This window comes from Corynebacterium sp. UMB2355A, assembly GCF_033877495.1.
Taxonomy (GTDB): domain Bacteria; phylum Actinomycetota; class Actinomycetes; order Mycobacteriales; family Mycobacteriaceae; genus Corynebacterium; species Corynebacterium pseudogenitalium.
In genome coordinates, this window is record NZ_CP138855.1 from 1,416,537 (window position 1) to 1,432,610 (window position 16,074).

Sequence of the window (16,074 nt, forward strand, 5' to 3'; positions counted from 1 at the left end):
TCTGTGTCATCTGTGGGAGTGACTTTAAACGGAAGAATAATTGGCTAAAACCCACGTTCCAGTCAATGGAACAGCCCCGGCGGGCATAAAAGGAGGGGCCTCGGGGCTCAAAGTTCAGCCCGCGATAGCCTTTCCGACTCTTCCCGGAAGCCAGTGCCAAAAGATGCACGACTAAACATCTAGCGCTTTTATTACCAGCTAGTATGAATAGCTAGCCCAAAAGAGGTTGCGCCCATTGGCACTCAGACCTTACTCTACGCACACCAAATTCCCTCACGTGCTTCCCGCGACCAGGGCTTTTCCAAATCCGCCCCGCGAAAACAAGGAATCTGGTGCGCGCGCTACATCCTCGGCAGCCGCACGCCCGGAATCAGGTCCGCGTACGCCGCACCGCCGAACCCAAGCGCCAGCAGCAGCGGCAGGATCAGCCACAGCCAACTACTTGCCGACGACCCCTCCGCCCCACTCGCAGCCCCTTCCGTCTGCTGCGTTGGTTTGGCCTGCTGCGTAGTTTCCGGCGCCTGGCTAGTTGTCCGCGGCGCGGAACTTCCCGGCCTCGTCGCAGGTGTTGAGGTTGCCGCGGACACCTCGGTGGTTGGCTTTGCGGCTTCGGTTGTCTGCGGGGCGGACTGCTGGCTCGAAGGGATTTCAGTCGGGGTTGTCCGCGCGGCGGACACTTCCGATGAGGCCGGGGCAGACGTTGTCGCAGGTGTTGAGGTTGTCGCGGACACTTCGGTCGTTGGCTCTGCGGCTTCAGTTGTCCGCGCGGCGGACACCTCGGACGAGGTTGCAGGGGCCACGGCTACCGTGGACAACTTTGCCGAAGTGGTTGTCCGCGGGGCGGACTGCTCACTTGAAGGAATTTCGGTCGGGGTTGTCCGCGCGGCGGAATCCTCGGTAGCCGGTTCTGTCGTTTCGGTTGTCCGCGCGGCGGACACTTCCGAAGTTGGAACAGACGTTGTCGCTGGTGTTGAGGTTGCCGCGGACACTTCGGTCGTTGGCTCTGCGGCTTCAGTTGTCCGCGCGGCGGACACCTCGGACGAGGTTGCAGGGGCCACGGCTACCGTGGACAGCTTTGCCGAAGTAGTTGTCCGCGGGGCGGACTGCTCACTTGAAGGAATTTCGGTCGGGGTTGTCCGCGCGGCGGAACTGTCAGCAGTGGGTGCTGTCTCCTCGGTTGTCCGCGCGGCGGAATCCTCGGTAGCCGGTTCTGTCGTTTCGGTCGTCCGCGCGGCGGACACTTCCGAAGTTGGAACAGACGTTGTCGCTGGTGCCGAAGTCGCCGCGGACACCTCGGTCACGGTCGTTGGAGTCACCTCAGTCTCGGACGGCTCGGTTGTCTCGGCCTCAGGTTTGTTGATGTACTGCTGCAGCAGCTTCTGCAGATCGAGCATGTCCTGCTCGAGTTTCTTTGCCTCGTCGAGGTTGTGGGTGAGCTCGTCGATATCGATTTGATCTTCGGGTTCGGCGGAAGTGTCTGCAGGTTCAACGCTTTCGGAAGCTTCGGGTGTCCGCGGGGCGGAATCCTCCGGAGTTGAAGTAGACGTTGTCGCTGGTGTTGAGGTTGCCGTGGACACGTCCGTAGTTGGCTCTGTTGTTTCTGGTGTCCGCGGGGCGGACTCCTCTGAGGAGGTTGCGGGAGATTCAGGGGCAGTGGGCGCTTCAGATTCCGACGGTTCCGGAGCTACTTCAGGTGCCGATGGCTCCGGTGTCCGCGGGGCGGAGTCCTCGGTCGGCTCGGCAGCCGCAGAAGGCTCTACCGTCGCAGAAGGCTCAACAACCTCGGACGGCGTCTCAACCTCCGGCGCAGAAGCCTCAGTCTCCGCGGGCGCGTTCTTCAGTTCCTCCAGCGCGGCGGCTTTGTCGGCGATGCGTTTGGTGGCGTCGGCGATTTCGTTGTCCGCGGCGCGGAGGGCGTGTTCGAGGGTCCACTTGTCGGCGTTGTGCCAGAAGCCGGTGAATGGGTTGCGCTCTTGCCATCCGGTGAGTGCGGCGAGGTTGGCTTCGATGTTGGCCTTGCGGTGGGTGGCGGCTTCGAGGGTGCTGTTGGCGAACTCGAGCTGGCGGGAAGCGTCGTCGACATTGGTGGGTGTGGTGGCGTCGTAGCGGTCGGCGCCGTGGCCGTCATGTGCAGGGGTTTCCGCTTCGATGGCTTCGAAGAGTTCGATGGAGCGGGTGATGTTGTCCAGGCGGGCTTGTTCGAGGTCGAGTTTGGCTTTGCGGGCGTCGCGACGGTTCTTCAGGCCCTCGAGCTCCTTGGTGTTGGAGGGGGCGAGCCAGCTGAACCAGCTGGAGTCGACTTCTTTTTTGTGTTTGGTGTAGGCGGAGTCGGCTTCGTCGAAAAGTGCTTGGCGCTTGGCCACTGCCTCCTGCTGCGCGGTGATGCTCTCAAGGGCTTCGCGCAGGTTGGTGGGCAGGGCGACGGGTTTGATGTCGGGTTCGGGGGCGTCTTCGTAGGCGGATGGGTCTTTGCCGTTGAAGTCCTCGAGCTGCTTCTTGGTCACGGCGAGTGTTTTGCGTGCGGCGTCGAGGGAGGTCTTGGTGGTGCGGACGAGGAGTTCGGCGGAGTCGACGAGCAGTTTCTGCTGGTCGTACTCGGCTTGCTTGGCCTTCTTGTTCTCCTCGCCGATGGCGAGGACGACGCCCCAGCGCTTCATCTCGAGGACAGCCTGCGCGCCCTTGAGCGCCAGGTCGGCTTTCCATAGCTGGGATTCGAGTTCGGCGACTTTGGCTTCGCCCTTTTCGACGAGCCCCTGCAACGCCTGCCCGCCGAGGCCGAGGAGGCCTTGCGCTTCGGCGTAGTGGGCGGTGGGGTTGATGGTGGCGGGGACGGTGACGGCGGTGCCGGTCAGGGCGACAACGAGGGCGCCGGAGGTCAACTTGTGCATGCGCAAAGTTTAGGGGATAGACCTCTCGAAGTGCTACTTCTGTGTAGCGGCGAGTGCCCCCGTGAGTGCGCCGATGGCGGTGTCGATGATGTCGTCGCGTTCGGGGGCGGGGCAGCTTTCGTCGACCCAGTCGATGCAGACGGCGTTGAGGAAGCCGAGCATCCCGGATGCGGCGCGTGCGGCGTGCTCGTCGTCGCGGCCCAGCAGGGAGCACAGCGTTTCGACGGAGGCGTCGCGCATCTCAATGCGCAGGTTGATTGCCTCGGTGGGTTCGGCGCCGCCGCGGCGACCGGCCAGCCACACGAACGGGTGCTCGGCGACGTGGTTGAGGTAGCGCTCCAGGGTGCTGCGCAGAGCCTCGTGGGTGTCGGTGTTGGGGTCGAGGTGGTCGTCGAAAAGCGGCTGGGTGTGTGCCTTGAGGAAAGCGGTGTAGAGCCCTGCCTTGGATTCGAAGTAGTGGAAGAGGAGGCCTTGGGACACACCGCAGGCGTCGGCGATGTCCTGGGTGGAGACTTCCACGTAAGGTGTGGTGGAGAAGATGTCCGTGGCAGCGGCGAGGATTTCTTCCTGGCGTTGCTCGACGCTGAGCCTCCGTCGTGGTTGTGTCATGGACACCACCCTACAGTACTGAGCTTTGCTCAATAGAAAGTGTGAGGAACTTGTCCACGTCAGACATTATCTGGTGGCACGTCTACCCGCTGGGCGCCACGGGCGCACCGATCCGCGAGGAGCACGACGAAGCGCCGCGCCTGCGGCAGCTCGAGCCCTGGTTGGACTACCTGATCGAGCTCGGCTGCAACGGGCTGCTGCTCGGCCCGATTTTCAAATCGGTGTCCCACGGCTATGACACGCTGGACCACTTCCAGATCGACCCCCGCCTGGGCACCAACGAGGACTTCGACCACCTGATGGCCGCCTGCCGCGAGCGCGGCATCCACGTGATGCTCGATGGCGTGTTCAACCACGTCGCGCGCACCCACCCGCTGGTGGCGCAGGGCCTGGCCGGCGACACGGACTGGGAAGGCCACGGCGAGCTGGCCACCCTCCACCACGAGGACCCGCGCGTGGCGGACCTGGTCACCGACGTCATGTGCTACTGGCTCGAACGCGGCATCACGGGCTGGCGCCTGGACGTGGCGTACTCGGTGCCGCCGGAGTTCTGGCGCACCGTGCTGGCGCGCGTGCGCGAGCGCTTCCCGGACGCGCTCTTCCTGGGCGAGGTCATCCACGGCGACTACGCCGAGATCGCCGCGGCGGGCACCCTGGACACCGTCACTCAATACGAGCTGTGGAAGGCCCTGTGGTCCTCCATCAAGGACGTGAACTTCTGGGAGCTTGACCACGCGCTGGGCCGCCACCGCGACCTGTGCGAGCACATGGTGCCCAACACGTTCGTCGGCAACCACGACGTGGACCGGATTGCTTCGAAGGTGGGGCAGGACGGCGCGCTTGTGGCCACGGCGCTGCTCATGGCGCTGCCCGGCATGCCCAGCATCTACTACGGCGATGAGCAGGGCTTCGAGGGCCTGCGCGGGGAGGGGTTCGCCGCCGACGACCCCGTGCGCCCGCCGCTGCCAGCCAGCCCCGCGGAGCTTTCGAGTCTGGGGCAGTGGATCTTCGAGGAGCACAAGAAGCTCATCGCTTTTCGACGCCGCCACCGCTGGCTCGAAACCGCCACCCTCGAGGTGACCGACAAAACAAATGAGGCGATCACCGTGGCGCTCGAATCCGGTTCGGAGCGCGCGACGGTGACCGCCTGGCTCGACCCCGCGCCGGGCGTGCGCATCACGTCCGGGGGCGAGACCTGCTACGAGTGGTCTGCTGTCTAACCGCTAGAACGGCCTAGAACGGCAGGGAGGAACCCGGTGCGTACTTGGCCAGCAGCTCCCGGGCAATGACGGACAGGTCCGGCAGGCGCAGCGTGACCGCGCCCGCGACCGGCATGTCGAAGGTGGGCACGTTGGCGGGTGCCAGCGTGATCACAGGTGTGCCCTGCGGTGCGGGTGCGGGGGCCGGCTGGGCATTCTGCTGGGCAGGCTGCGCTGGCTGCGCGTTCTGCTGGGCAGGCTGCTGCTTATTTGCAGGCGCGCCCGTGGTGCCGCGCAGGCCGCAGCGGTTGGCGGCTTCCTCCACGCGGCCGAGCGCGGCCTGGATCTGCGGGCCGCGGCGGTCGAAGGCTGCGATGGTCTGGGCCTGGCGCTTCTTGGCGTTGAAGTCGGCGTCGTTGGTCCAGTAGCGGGATGCCTGATCGCAGGAGATCTGGCCTGCGGGAAGCTTTGCCAGGGCGTCGTCGATGGCGTCAGCGGAGGCCACGCCGGTAGAAACGGTGGCGGCCATGAGTGCGGTGAGTGCAGCTGTGCGAATTTTCATAGCCGCCAGTATGTCACATCAGCCCCATCTGTCACACCCGGTTAGGCGTCGAGGAAGCGTCGGATCAGGCTGCGGTAGGCGTCCACGGTGAGGTGAACGTCCTCGATATCCACGTATTCGTCGTGGCCATGCAGCAAATCCAGCACCTGACCCAGGTGACGCTCACGGGCGTGCATCGCAAATCCGTAGCCCACCCCGCCCTTGCGGCGCGCGAAGCGCAGGTCCGAGCCGCCGGCGGCGATAGTTGGGACCACCACGGCGTCGGGGAAGAACTCGGCGTAGGTCTCGCAGATCGCCTGATAGAGCGGCGAGTCGGTGGGGGAGATGGTGGCGTCCTCGGTGATGAGGTGCTGGATCTCCACCTCGCTGGCCAGGTCGCCGAGCGCCGTGCGCAGCTGCTCGTCGATCCACTCCTGGCTCTGGCCGGGCAGCGGGCGGATGTCCAGCTCCATGTAGGCCATGGACGGCAGTACGTTGATGGCCTCGCCCGCGCGCAGCACCGTCGGTGCGATGCTCAGGTGGCTCATGGCGTGCGAGTAGCGCGCCAGGTCGCCGAGCGCCTCGTAGCCTTCGCCGCGCAGCAGGGCGGCCTCGGTCTCGGGGTCGAATTTCCAGGCGCGGATGTAGTCCGGCCACGGCTGCTCGGTGGTCACGGAGGGCTGCACCGACGCGATACGGCGAGCAACCTCACCAATCTTGGTGACGGCCATGTCGCGGTCGTGCGGGGCGGAGCCGTGGCCGGCGTCCCCGCGCACCACGAGGCGGCGCTGGGCCGCGCCCTTCTCACCAATCACCACGACGATCGCGTCCGAGCCGTCGCGCACCGGCAGGTGGGAGCCGCCCTCCTCGGAGAGGCAGTTCTTCCAGCTGAACGGCTCCGGGTCGAGCTGCGAGAGGTAGCCGGCGCCGAGCCCGCCGCGCGCCTCCTCGTCCGCCACGCCCACGAAAGTCAGTGTGCCGCGCGGGCGTTTGCCGCTCAGGGCCACGTCGCGGGTGGCGGCGGCCATCGCGGCGGTGATGTACAGCATGTCGGTGGCGCCGCGGCCGTAGAGTCGGCCGTCGATAATTTCGGCGCCGAAGGGGTCGTGCGTCCACTGCTCCTTATCGACGGGCACTACGTCCGTGTGGCCGAGCAGCGTGAGGGGCTCCGCGGAGGGGTCGGTACCCTCGATGGTAAACGCGATAGACACCCTCCCATCTGTGGGTTCATACTTTTGGATGCGCACGGGAGCGCCGTCGAAAAACGATTCGAGCGTGGCCGCGTTGCGGTATTCTCCCCCCGAAGTTGGGGTAAGGTCGTTGACACACGTATTTTGGATAAGGGTTCGTAAGAGATCCACTGTTGCGCTATGTAGGTTCATGTCTGGCATATTAGGTGCTTTTGTGGGCATCCAGAGAGGAGTTGGTGTCGTATGGCTCGAAGAGAACTCAGCCAGGACCCCCGCGCTGTGAAAACGCGGAACGCGATCATCAAGACAACTACCGAGTTGTTGAATGAGCACCGGGTTGAGGACATCACGGTGTCCCAGATTGTGAACGCGGCAGGGATGAGCCGCCAGGTTTTCTACGAGCACTTCAAGGACCGCGACGCCGCCGTCAAGGCAGCAATCCAGCGCGCGCTGGCCCCGGCGGTGAACGATTACATCGAGACGTATAAGAAGACCGGCGAGATGCCTCCTGCGCTGGAGGCGCTGTTCTCGCAGCTCGCCGAGGTTCGTTGCCTCTTGAGCCACGTGATTAACGGCCCGGCCCACGCCACGCTGATGGCTTGCTTTACAACGCCCGAGATGCCAATGCTGCACGACATGGTGACGGCGATGCGCGCCGAGGTCGTCCCGATGACCGACGAGGAAGCTGCCGACGTGGCTTCTTACCTGTGCTCCGGCGCGTTTTCGATCTTTATGAAGTCGGCGACTGAGTCCGAGAATTACGAGGAAGCCGTCAAACGCGCAATGAGCGTGTTCGGAGTGTTCGGTAGGGCAATGAGCTTGCCTCAGTGAGGTATCCTGCATTCATGACACCACGTGAACTTAGTATGGACCCGCGCGCGGTTCGTACGCGCACGGCGTTACTGAACGCAACGAAGGAACTGCTGCTCCATTACCGGGTGGATGAGCTTTCGTTGTCCCAGATTGTGAAGTACGCGCAGGTCAGCCGCCAGGCCTGCTACGAGCACTTTCACGACAAGGACGCGCTCATCCTGGCTGCGGGGTGCGACATTTGCCTCCCTGCCTACGAGTCTTTCGTCAATGACATCGTGATCGACGAAACGTACCCGGACCAGGTGGCGCGGCTGGTGAAGCACCTCGAGCGCTACGACAAGGCGGTCAAGCATCTGATCAACTCCTCGGTGCACGGCCATCTCAACGACAAGATCTGCAACATTCTGGCGGACGCCTACCTGAAGAAGATCTACACCCAGATCGAGTCAGGCGAAGAAATTGCTCTGACGGAGGAAACGCTGCGCGACACGGCCCGCTTCATGGCTGCCGGAACACAGGACATCCTGATCGACGGCATGCTGCGCGACCGCGAGCATGAAGAAACCGCGCAACGCGTAGAAAACGTTCGCGCGGCATTAGATCTCGTGATCGGCGCGCTGCGCGCCACCAGTGGTGGGGCAGCGGACGAGCAGTAGCATCGCTATCCTCGCTGGGGAGCTGGGGCGCCGTCTTCTGCGGCGTCCCAAATTTTTTCGTCCAGGATGCCTTCGCGCTTCGCCACGATGGCGGCGACGACGGCCTGGCCGGTGACGTTGACGGCGGTACGTCCCATGTCGATGATCGGCTCGATGGCCAGCAGCAGGCCCACGCCAGCCAGCGGAAGGCCCAGGGTGGACAGCGTCAGCGTGAGCATGACGGTCGCGCCGGTGGTGCCCGCGGTCGCCGCGGAGCCGAGCACGGCCACGATCACGATGAGCAGGTAGTCCGTCGCGCCCAGGTCGAGGCCGTAGAACTGCGCGACGAACAGGGCCGCGATCGCCGGGTAGATGGAGGCGCAGCCGTCCATCTTTGTGGTCGCGCCGAGCGGCATGGCGAAGGCCGCGTACTCGCGCGGCACGCCCATCGACTCCTCGACGGTGCGCTGGTTCACCGGCATCACGCCCATGGAGGAGCGGGTGACGAAGCCGAGGGTGGTCACCGGCCACACGCGGCGGAAGAAGCCACCGACCGGCACCTTATTGACGGCCAGTACCGCCGGGTACAGCACGAAGATCACGAGCGCGAGGCCCACGTAGATCGCCAGCACGAACTGGCCGAGATTGCCCAGAGCCTCCCAGCCGTAGGTGGCCACGGCCTTACCGATGAGCGCCGCCGAACCGATTGGGGCAAGGCGGATGATCCACCACAGCACCACCTGGATGACCTCCAGGAAAGAGGCGGAGAACTGCAGGAACGGCTCCGCGGCCTTGCCCGCCTTGATGGCGGCCACGCCGATGAGCAGAGAGATCACCAGGATCTGCAGCACGTTGAAGTTCACCGAGGCGCTCGTCTCCGAGACCTTGACACCAAGCCCGAAGAAGTTCGACGGGATGACGGTGTTCAGGAAGCCGAGCCAGGAGCCGGAGCCGCTTGGTTCGGCGGCGGAGGAGGCGTCGACAGACGAGTTCGCGCCGGGCTGCATGACGGTGCCGACGATGATGCCGATGATCACCGAGAAGAACGCGGTGATGGCGAACCACAGCAGGGTCTGCCAGGCAAGGCGCGCGGCGTTGGTGACCTTGCGCAGGTTCGCGATAGAGGTGACCACCGCGGTGAACACGAGTGGCGGGATGAGTAGCTTCAGCAGCTGCACATAGGCGCTGCCGACCCAGCTGAGCGTCTCGCTGAGCCAGGTGATGTCGTTGGCCGCGGCGATGAGCCCGAGGATGAGGCCGATGATCAGGCCGGCGATCACTTGGGCGCCGAACCCGGTCATCCACTTTGGAAGGTGCATGAAGTTCTCCAGGTGTAGATTTATAGACTAATCGGTATTAAACGAAGCTAAATTCTACACCTATCCTCTAGAAACGCGTCAAATCTAAACTAGACAGAGCGGTTCACGTAGCACTTTATCCAGTGCAACCGCGCGCGCGATGTCCCGCACGATCTCGCGGTGCGAAGGGATCATGCGCAGCTTCGGGGCGCGCTCGGCCTCGCTGACCACCGTGCGCGCGAACGTGGCGGGCGCCTGCGGGTCGTCGATGAAGGCGCTGCCGGCGACGACGACGGTGCTGGGGGTGTGGGCGTCGGCAAGCGTGGCCACGAGTGAGCCGAGGCCGCGTGCGCGCTGGTCGAGCGCCTGGCGCGTGGCCGACTGCTGCTCCGCGAGCGCGACGACCTCCTGCAGTGACTGTACTGCCGACTGTCCGATGGCGTTGAGGAGCCCCTGCGTGGTCAGGTGATCGCTGGCGACGTCGATGGCCATCACGCCGGTCGGGGTGGACATTGCGCAGGCCAGCGAGTCATCGGCGAACAGCGCCATCACCGGCGGGGTGTCGATGTCCAGGCTCGACTGCATCTCCGAGCCGACGATCGCCTGGCTGATGGAGACGACCTCGACGGGCACGCCGAACTGCTCCCGCATCTGCTGGCGGATCGGCACCCCGTGCCAGCCGAGGTTTGCCGCGGTGACCTCGCCGTCCTCGTTGACGGTGCCCGAGGTAGTCACGCCGACGGTTGCGAGCGGGCGGCCCATCCCGGCGCTGAGGCGGTGTAGCCCGGCCATGATGTGCTGCACGAAGTCATCCGGACTCATGTGTGCGACGGGGATGTCCACATCGATGCTGCGCAGGGTGCGCCCCTTGAGGTCGAACAGCGCGATGTAGGTGCTCAAGGTGCCGACGGCCACCCCGGCGTACAGCGAGTTCGGTTCCCCGAGCTCGAGCGGCATGGTGGGCCTGCCCCGGCCGGTGGACTCGGACAGGTCGCCGCGTTCCACGATGTAGCCGGAGTTTGCCAGCGCGGTGACGGCGCGGGTGATGGTGGGCTGCGAGAGGCCGGTGGCTGCGATCAGGTCTCGTCGCACGCACTGTTCCTGCAGGCGAATGAGGTGCAGGCACTTGGCGGCGGGGGTTGTTGGGTGATGGAACGCTGTCCGTGTCGCAGGCATGTGAATATATGTACCGGTAGTAGACCGCTTTGTCCAGTTATCGAGCTAGAGTGGGCCGTCTCGGTAGACAATGCGGTTTGTATGGGGTGTAGAGGTGCACATTCAGCGTGTCCCTCGGTTACACTGCCTACCCATGACCAATCCTTTGCTTGAGGAGCACGCATCCCAGTCAGAACGCGAGCCTTCGCTACTCGACGCCACCTGCGAAGACTTTCTCTACGACCTCGCCGAGCTGATTCCTACCCTGGCAACGGAGATCGGCCTCGAAGGCCACGACTGCGACCTGCAGGACTTCAGCCCCGAGTACTACGGCGAAGTCGCCGACCGCATCCGTGACGTCGTCGCCGACGTCGACGCGCTCAACGACTCCACGGACGCCTCCGACGACGAAGACGACTTCGACGACGTCGACAATCTCACCGCTTCGCTGCTGCGCGACCGGATGGCATTCAAGTTGGAGCTGCACCACCAGGGCGAGGACCTGCGCCAGCTCAACAACATCGATTCGCCGGTGCAGACCATCCGCGACTCCTTCGCGCTGATGCCGAAGGTGAGCAAGGAGGACTTCGAACACATTGAGGCGCGCCTGTCCAAGGTGCCGGCGGCGCTCGCGGGCTATCGCGCGTCGCTTTCGGAGGCGGCGTCGGCAGGCAATGTGCCTGCGTACCGCCAGATCGAAGCCGTGATCAAGCAGTGCGGCGACCTCACCGACGACGACAGCGTCTTCGACCAGCTGGGTCTGCCGGAGGACTCGGCCGTCGTCGAAAAGGCGAAGGCTGCATTCGACGAGATGGCCACCTGGCTGTCCACCGAGCTCGCGCCACACGGCCGCCACGACGACGCCGTCGGCCGCGACCGCTACGAACTCTTCTCCGAGTTCTTCTTGGGCCGCGGCATCAACCTCGACGAGGCCTACACCTGGGCCAAGGAGCAGCTGAAGGAAACCGTCGCTGAGCAGCGCGCGCTCGCGCAGAAGCTCTACGGCCCGGACGCCACCATCCTGGGTGCGTACAAGCGTCTCAACGAGGAGGAGCGCTACACCCTGCGCGGCACCGACGCCCTGCTGGAGTGGATGAACTCCGTCAACGAGCAGGTCATGCGGGACCTCGACGGCGTTGACGTCACCATCCCGGAGGGCCTGCACAAGGTAGAGTGCGCGATTGACCACGCCGGTTCCGGCGGCATCTTCTACACCCCGCCGTCCGACGACCTGATCCGCCCCGGCACCATGTGGTGGTCAGTGCCGGAGGGCCAGGAAGTGTTCCACACCTGGCAGGAGCTCACCACCGTCTTCCACGAGGGTATCCCGGGCCACCACCTGCAGATCGGCACCGCGCTCATGCAGCGCAACGACCTCAACCTGTGGCGTCGCACCGCGTGCTGGAACTCCGCACACGGCGAGGGCTGGGCGCTCTACGCCGAGGAGCTCATGGGGGAGCACGGCCACTTCGACGACCCAGGCTTCCGCATGGGGCTTCTCGACGCCCGCCGGCTCCGCCTCGCCCGCGTCATGATCGACATCGGCGTCCACCTCAAGAAGGCCACCCCGGACGGCACCGGCGTGTGGGACGCCGCCTACGCCAAGGCGTTCCTGCGCGACAACTCCGCCATGCCAGAGTCCCACATCGCCTTCGAACTGGACCGCTACCTGGGCTGGCCGGGCCAGGCGCCGAGCTACGCCATCGGCTACCGCGACTGGTGCTCACTGCGCGACAGCGCCCTGGAGCAGGGCATGACGCTGCGCCAGTTCCACGACAAGGCGCTCAAGTTCGGGTCGATGCCGATGGACATGCTGGCCCACGAGGTGCTCAACCACCACGACTAGCCTGCTAGCCGTTGCGTTTGCGATTCTGCCAGTTGACCAACTTCGGCAGGTAACCCGCGAACAGCAGGATGCAGATCAGGCGGATCAGCTGGACCGCCACGACCGCCGGGCCCACCCCGCCCTCCGCGGTGAGTGCCAGCACCGTCTCGAGTGCGCCTGGCGTGGTGGCCAGGTACCCCTCGTAGAAGCTGATATTCAGCCACAGCGCCAGCAGCCAGCCCAGTCCGGCGCAGGCTGCCATGAGGGCGGCGATGTAGACGATCGTGATGGGCAGCAGGCGGGAGAACTGCTTCAGGGCAGGTACGGATAGGCCGCCGCCGCACGCCCAGCCAATGCACAAGAACGCCGCGATGTTCAGCGGCTCCGGCGGAACGATGACCACGTCCATGAAGGAGCCGACCACTGCGGTGACGATCATCGGGCCGAAAATCGACGGGTTCGGGATGTGCAGCACCTTCGCGATCGGCTGCCCAACCGCCACCAGCGCCGGCACCAGCAACCACATCCACCAGTAGGGCTCCAGATGCTCCGTGGCGGAGGCGTGCTTGGTAGTGAGCAGCCCCGCCACCACCGGCAGCGTCATCGACACGACGAGCAGGCGCAGGTACTGCGTCAGAGCGACGTAGCGGACGTCGGCACCAATCTCCTTCGCGATGACCGGCATGAGCGACGCACCGCCCGCGAGCAGCGACAACACCCCGGTTTCCTGCGAGATTCCCTTGCGCGCGAGCACCGCGCCGCCCACGTAGGCCAACCCGATCATGCTCGCCGCGGCCAGCAGGCCGGGCAGCAGGAACGGCAACAGCGTCTTCGGGGGGATGCCCACCAGTGGCAGCGCCGCCAGTACGCCGATCACGCCGCGGGTGCACGTGAACAGGAGCTCGTTGATGGGAAGGTCGCGCCCGCTGCGCAGCGCCACCGCGCCCGATGCGACGATCGCCCCCAGAATCCACGCGGCCGGAAGGTGCAGCGCGCTGAAGGCCCAACCGAGCGCGATTGACACCGGGACGACCACACACCAACGAAGCATGGCTGTTGATATTACTCTTTAGTGCATGATTGTCGCCCTGCTGATTGCATCACTGACCGCCGGCTGGATTGACGCCGTCATCGGCGGCGGTGGCCTGGTGCTCATCCCTGTGCTGATGTCCACCACCGGCATGCCTGCCGCCGCCGTCCTGGCGACGAATAAGTTCGCGGCGTTCACCGGCACCTCCTCCGCCGCGGTCACCATGGTGCGCAAGGTTGGGGTTCCGCGCTGCACGTGGGGCTTCGCGCTCGCCGCGATGTGCGCCTCCGCGGGCGGTGCGCTGGCCGTCGCGCTCGTCAGCGACTCCGTGATACGCCCACTCATCATTGTGTTACTGCTGGCAGTGGGCATCTTCGTGGTGTGTAAGCCCTCGTTTGGGTCGGAGGGCAACCGCATCATCACGCCGCGCCGGGTGGCGCTCGGCGTCGCGGTGGCCCTGCTCGTCGGTGGGTACGACGGCGTCTTCGGCCCCGGCACCGGCATGTTCCTCATCATGGCGTTTACAGCTGTGTTCTCTCAAACCTTCCTCGAGTCCGCGGCGATGGCGAAGGTGGTCAACACCGCGACGAACATCGGCGCGCTCGGAGTGTTCATCGCCGGGGGCTACGTGGACTGGTCGCTGGCAATCGCGCTCGCGATCGCGAACGTCATCGGCGCGCAGCTCGGCGCGCGCACCGTGCTGCAGGGCGGGTCCAAGTTGGTCCGAATCGCCTTATTGACGCTCGTAGTTGTTCTATGCGCGCGGCTTGGGTGGCAAGAATTCGTGCAATAATGGCGGCGTGGAAAAGCAGCAGAAGATTCTTAGGCCCGTAGGGCAGCAACCGAGCAGAAGATTTTCGCGTCGGTGCTCAGCATCGCCCGCGATCGCGGATTGCACTCTGTAACGATCGACGAGGTTGTGGCGGATTGTGGTGTCGCAAAGACGACGATCTACCGCCGCTACGCTGACCGCCGCGAGATGATCACCGCGGCGCTGGACTCAATCGCGCTCCAGATCCCGATCTACCTCCCCACCACGCGCGCAGAGTTCGTAAAATACATGATTGACCTGCAGCGCTACCTCGACGAGACGCTGGGCGTGAGGCTGATCGGCTCCATCATCGCCAGCGCAGAGCCTTTCGTGTCGCAGTGGCGTCTGCGCCTTGAAACCGAAATCCTCGAACGGATGGTGGAGGGGATCCGCAAGGGGATGGACGAGGGCCTGTATAACCCGAACATCAACCCGTACGCCTTCGTGGGCATGCTGCTCGGCGGCATTGTTATGCGCCAGGCGTTCAGTGAGGCCTCCGCCGAGCGGCACGCCGAAAATACCGCGACGGTCCTGTGGCCACAGCTAGCTGTGGACCCGGACCGCCGAAACGATTAGAGCTGCTGAGAGCTGACTAGAGCTGCAGAGAGCCGTTGGCCAGGCCAACCACGGCTGCGATAGCGCCCGCGATCACGATCGCCACCACAACCCACTCGAAGCTGTTGAAGAGGCGCTCCTTGTTCGCGATGCGCGTCCACACGTACGGGATGATGCCCGGAACCACGGCGAGCGCGCCGAAGAGCACGTAGACCGGGTCGGCGGCGTAGATCAGCCACATCGAGTACACGAAACCGACCGCGCCGACGATGAGGTGGCGCTGGTTGTCGCTGCGGCTGACCTCCGGACCGGAGTCGTCGAAACGCACGCCCGCGTTCGGGTGGTTAAGCCCCTTGCCGCGCACCGCGAGCAGGATGAGGTACAGCGAGGAGAAGATGTACGGCAGCAGGTACATGATGGTCGCCAGCTGCACCATCGCGTTATAGGACGTCTCGTTGGCGAAGAAGATGATCACGAACAGCTGGATCACCACGGTGGAGATCAGCTGCGCGCGGAACGGGGAGCCCGCTTTGTTGGCCACGCCGAGCGACTGCGGCAGCAGGCCGTCGTTCGCCATGAGCACGATCGGCTCGGCACACAGCATCTGCCAGGATACGTACGCGCCCAGCACCGACAGACACAGGCCGATTGAGATGAACACGCCGCCCCACGGGCCGACGACCGCCTCAAGCACGGCACCCATCGAGTTCTCCGGCAGCGCCGCCAGCTCCTCCTGGGTGAGCACGCCGTAGGAGAGCGTGGACACTAAGACCAGCAGCAACAGCACCGACAGGAAGCCGATGATGGTCGCGCGGCCCACGTCCTTGCGGGTTTTCGCCTGCTTGGAGTACACGGAGGCGCCCTCAATGCCGATGAAGACCCACACGGTGTAGAGCATGATGCCCTGCAGCTGCTGCGAGAACGGGATGGCCGAGCCCTCGCCCCAGAAGTCCAAGGTGAACTTGTCCCAGGAGAAGCCGAGGAAGGCGACCAAGACGATGAAGCAGAGGATCGGCACCAGCTTGGCCACCGTGGTGACCACGTTCATCACGGCAGCCTGCTTCACGCCGCGGGTCAGCATGATGAAGATGCCCCACGTCATCACGGATACCGCCACAGCCAGCACCCACCGATTATTCAGCGGGGCGAAGTAGTAGGCCACCGTGGAGAAGAACAGGGTGGCGTAGCCCACCTGTGCCATCACGGAACCCAACCAGTAGCCCAGTCCAGAGGTGAACCCGATGAAGTCGCCCAGGCCAGCGCGTACATAGGAGTACACGCCCGAGTCCAGGTGCGGTTTGCGCCGCGCCAGGATCTGGAACACGAACGCGATGGAGAGCATGCCCACCCCGGCGATAACCCAGCCGATGAGCATTGCGCCGGGGCTCGCCACGGAGCCAATATTTTGCGGCAAGGCGAAGATGCCGGAGCCAATGGTGGAGCCAATAATGAGCGACACCAGCGTCCACATGGTCACCGTGTGTGATTGGGCATTAGTCATGGAGAATAAGTTACCTTATGATGA

General features: G+C 64.7%; 14 protein-coding genes. 6 read left to right on the plus strand and 8 right to left on the minus strand.

The features are described 5' to 3' along the window. Positions 1–341: 341 nt before the first annotated feature. Together R0V12_RS06605 and R0V12_RS06610 are read right to left on the minus strand one after the other, a co-directional pair. A complete protein-coding gene (locus R0V12_RS06605; protein ID WP_320072352.1) occupies positions 342–2,888 on the minus strand; it encodes a hypothetical protein in 2,547 nt (848 codons plus the stop codon). A 33-nt stretch (positions 2,889–2,921) separates the two neighbouring features. Further along, positions 2,922–3,497, minus strand: a complete 576-nt coding sequence (locus R0V12_RS06610; protein WP_320072353.1) for a TetR/AcrR family transcriptional regulator — start codon at positions 3,495–3,497, stop codon at positions 2,922–2,924. 50 nt (positions 3,498–3,547) lie between these two features. Between R0V12_RS06610 and R0V12_RS06615 the strand changes: the two genes are divergently transcribed. Next, a complete protein-coding gene (locus tag R0V12_RS06615) occupies positions 3,548–4,717 on the plus strand; it encodes an alpha-amylase family protein (RefSeq protein ID WP_070363322.1) in 1,170 nt (389 codons plus the stop codon). Positions 4,718–4,730: 13 nt separating this feature from the next. Here the strand turns inward: R0V12_RS06615 and R0V12_RS06620 are convergent, their stop codons facing one another. Further along, on the minus strand, positions 4,731–5,258 hold the full coding sequence (locus R0V12_RS06620; protein ID WP_070363321.1) for a hypothetical protein: 528 nt from the start codon (positions 5,256–5,258) through the stop codon (positions 4,731–4,733). Between the two features lie 41 nt (positions 5,259–5,299). Further along, the gene (locus R0V12_RS06625) at positions 5,300–6,619 is read right to left on the minus strand and encodes a M20/M25/M40 family metallo-hydrolase (protein ID WP_070363628.1); all 1,320 of its coding nucleotides are present in this window, start codon (positions 6,617–6,619) and stop codon (positions 5,300–5,302) included. 51 nt (positions 6,620–6,670) lie between these two features. Between R0V12_RS06625 and R0V12_RS06630 the strand changes: the two genes are divergently transcribed. Both R0V12_RS06630 and R0V12_RS06635 read left to right on the plus strand, forming a co-directional pair. Further along, positions 6,671–7,258 carry a TetR/AcrR family transcriptional regulator gene (locus R0V12_RS06630; protein ID WP_070479015.1) on the plus strand — a complete coding sequence of 196 codons (588 nt, stop codon included), beginning with the start codon at positions 6,671–6,673 and terminating at the stop codon, positions 7,256–7,258. Between the two features lie 14 nt (positions 7,259–7,272). Next, a complete protein-coding gene (locus R0V12_RS06635; RefSeq protein WP_083290935.1) occupies positions 7,273–7,896 on the plus strand; it encodes a TetR/AcrR family transcriptional regulator in 624 nt (207 codons plus the stop codon). 5 nt (positions 7,897–7,901) lie between these two features. Here R0V12_RS06635 and R0V12_RS06640 read toward each other — a convergent pair whose 3' ends face one another. Next, the gene (locus R0V12_RS06640) at positions 7,902–9,194 is read right to left on the minus strand and encodes a dicarboxylate/amino acid:cation symporter (RefSeq protein WP_070363318.1); all 1,293 of its coding nucleotides are present in this window, start codon (positions 9,192–9,194) and stop codon (positions 7,902–7,904) included. Between the two features lie 84 nt (positions 9,195–9,278). Continuing rightward, positions 9,279–10,349, minus strand: coding sequence for an ROK family protein (locus tag R0V12_RS06645; protein WP_070363317.1), 1,071 nt, complete (start codon positions 10,347–10,349; stop codon positions 9,279–9,281). A gap of 133 nt (positions 10,350–10,482) precedes the next feature. On the opposite strand from R0V12_RS06645, the gene R0V12_RS06650 reads away from it, so the two are divergent. Continuing rightward, entirely contained in the window at positions 10,483–12,174 is a 1,692-nt protein-coding gene (locus R0V12_RS06650) for a DUF885 domain-containing protein (protein ID WP_070363316.1), read from the plus strand. Positions 12,175–12,178: 4 nt separating this feature from the next. Here the strand turns inward: R0V12_RS06650 and R0V12_RS06655 are convergent, their stop codons facing one another. After that, positions 12,179–13,204, minus strand: coding sequence for an AbrB family transcriptional regulator (locus R0V12_RS06655; protein ID WP_070363315.1), 1,026 nt, complete (start codon positions 13,202–13,204; stop codon positions 12,179–12,181). A 25-nt stretch (positions 13,205–13,229) separates the two neighbouring features. Here R0V12_RS06655 and R0V12_RS06660 point away from each other — a divergent pair, with 25 nt between their 5' ends. Both R0V12_RS06660 and R0V12_RS06665 read left to right on the plus strand, forming a co-directional pair. Then, positions 13,230–13,976: a TSUP family transporter gene (locus R0V12_RS06660; RefSeq protein WP_252931184.1), complete on the plus strand. Its 747-nt coding sequence runs from the start codon at positions 13,230–13,232 to the stop codon at positions 13,974–13,976. 72 nt (positions 13,977–14,048) lie between these two features. Further along, entirely contained in the window at positions 14,049–14,570 is a 522-nt protein-coding gene (locus tag R0V12_RS06665; RefSeq protein WP_320072354.1) for a TetR/AcrR family transcriptional regulator, read from the plus strand. A 16-nt stretch (positions 14,571–14,586) separates the two neighbouring features. Here R0V12_RS06665 and R0V12_RS06670 read toward each other — a convergent pair whose 3' ends face one another. Next, positions 14,587–16,050, minus strand: a complete 1,464-nt coding sequence (locus R0V12_RS06670; protein WP_070479009.1) for a basic amino acid/polyamine antiporter — start codon at positions 16,048–16,050, stop codon at positions 14,587–14,589. Between the last annotated feature and the right edge of the window lie 24 nt (positions 16,051–16,074).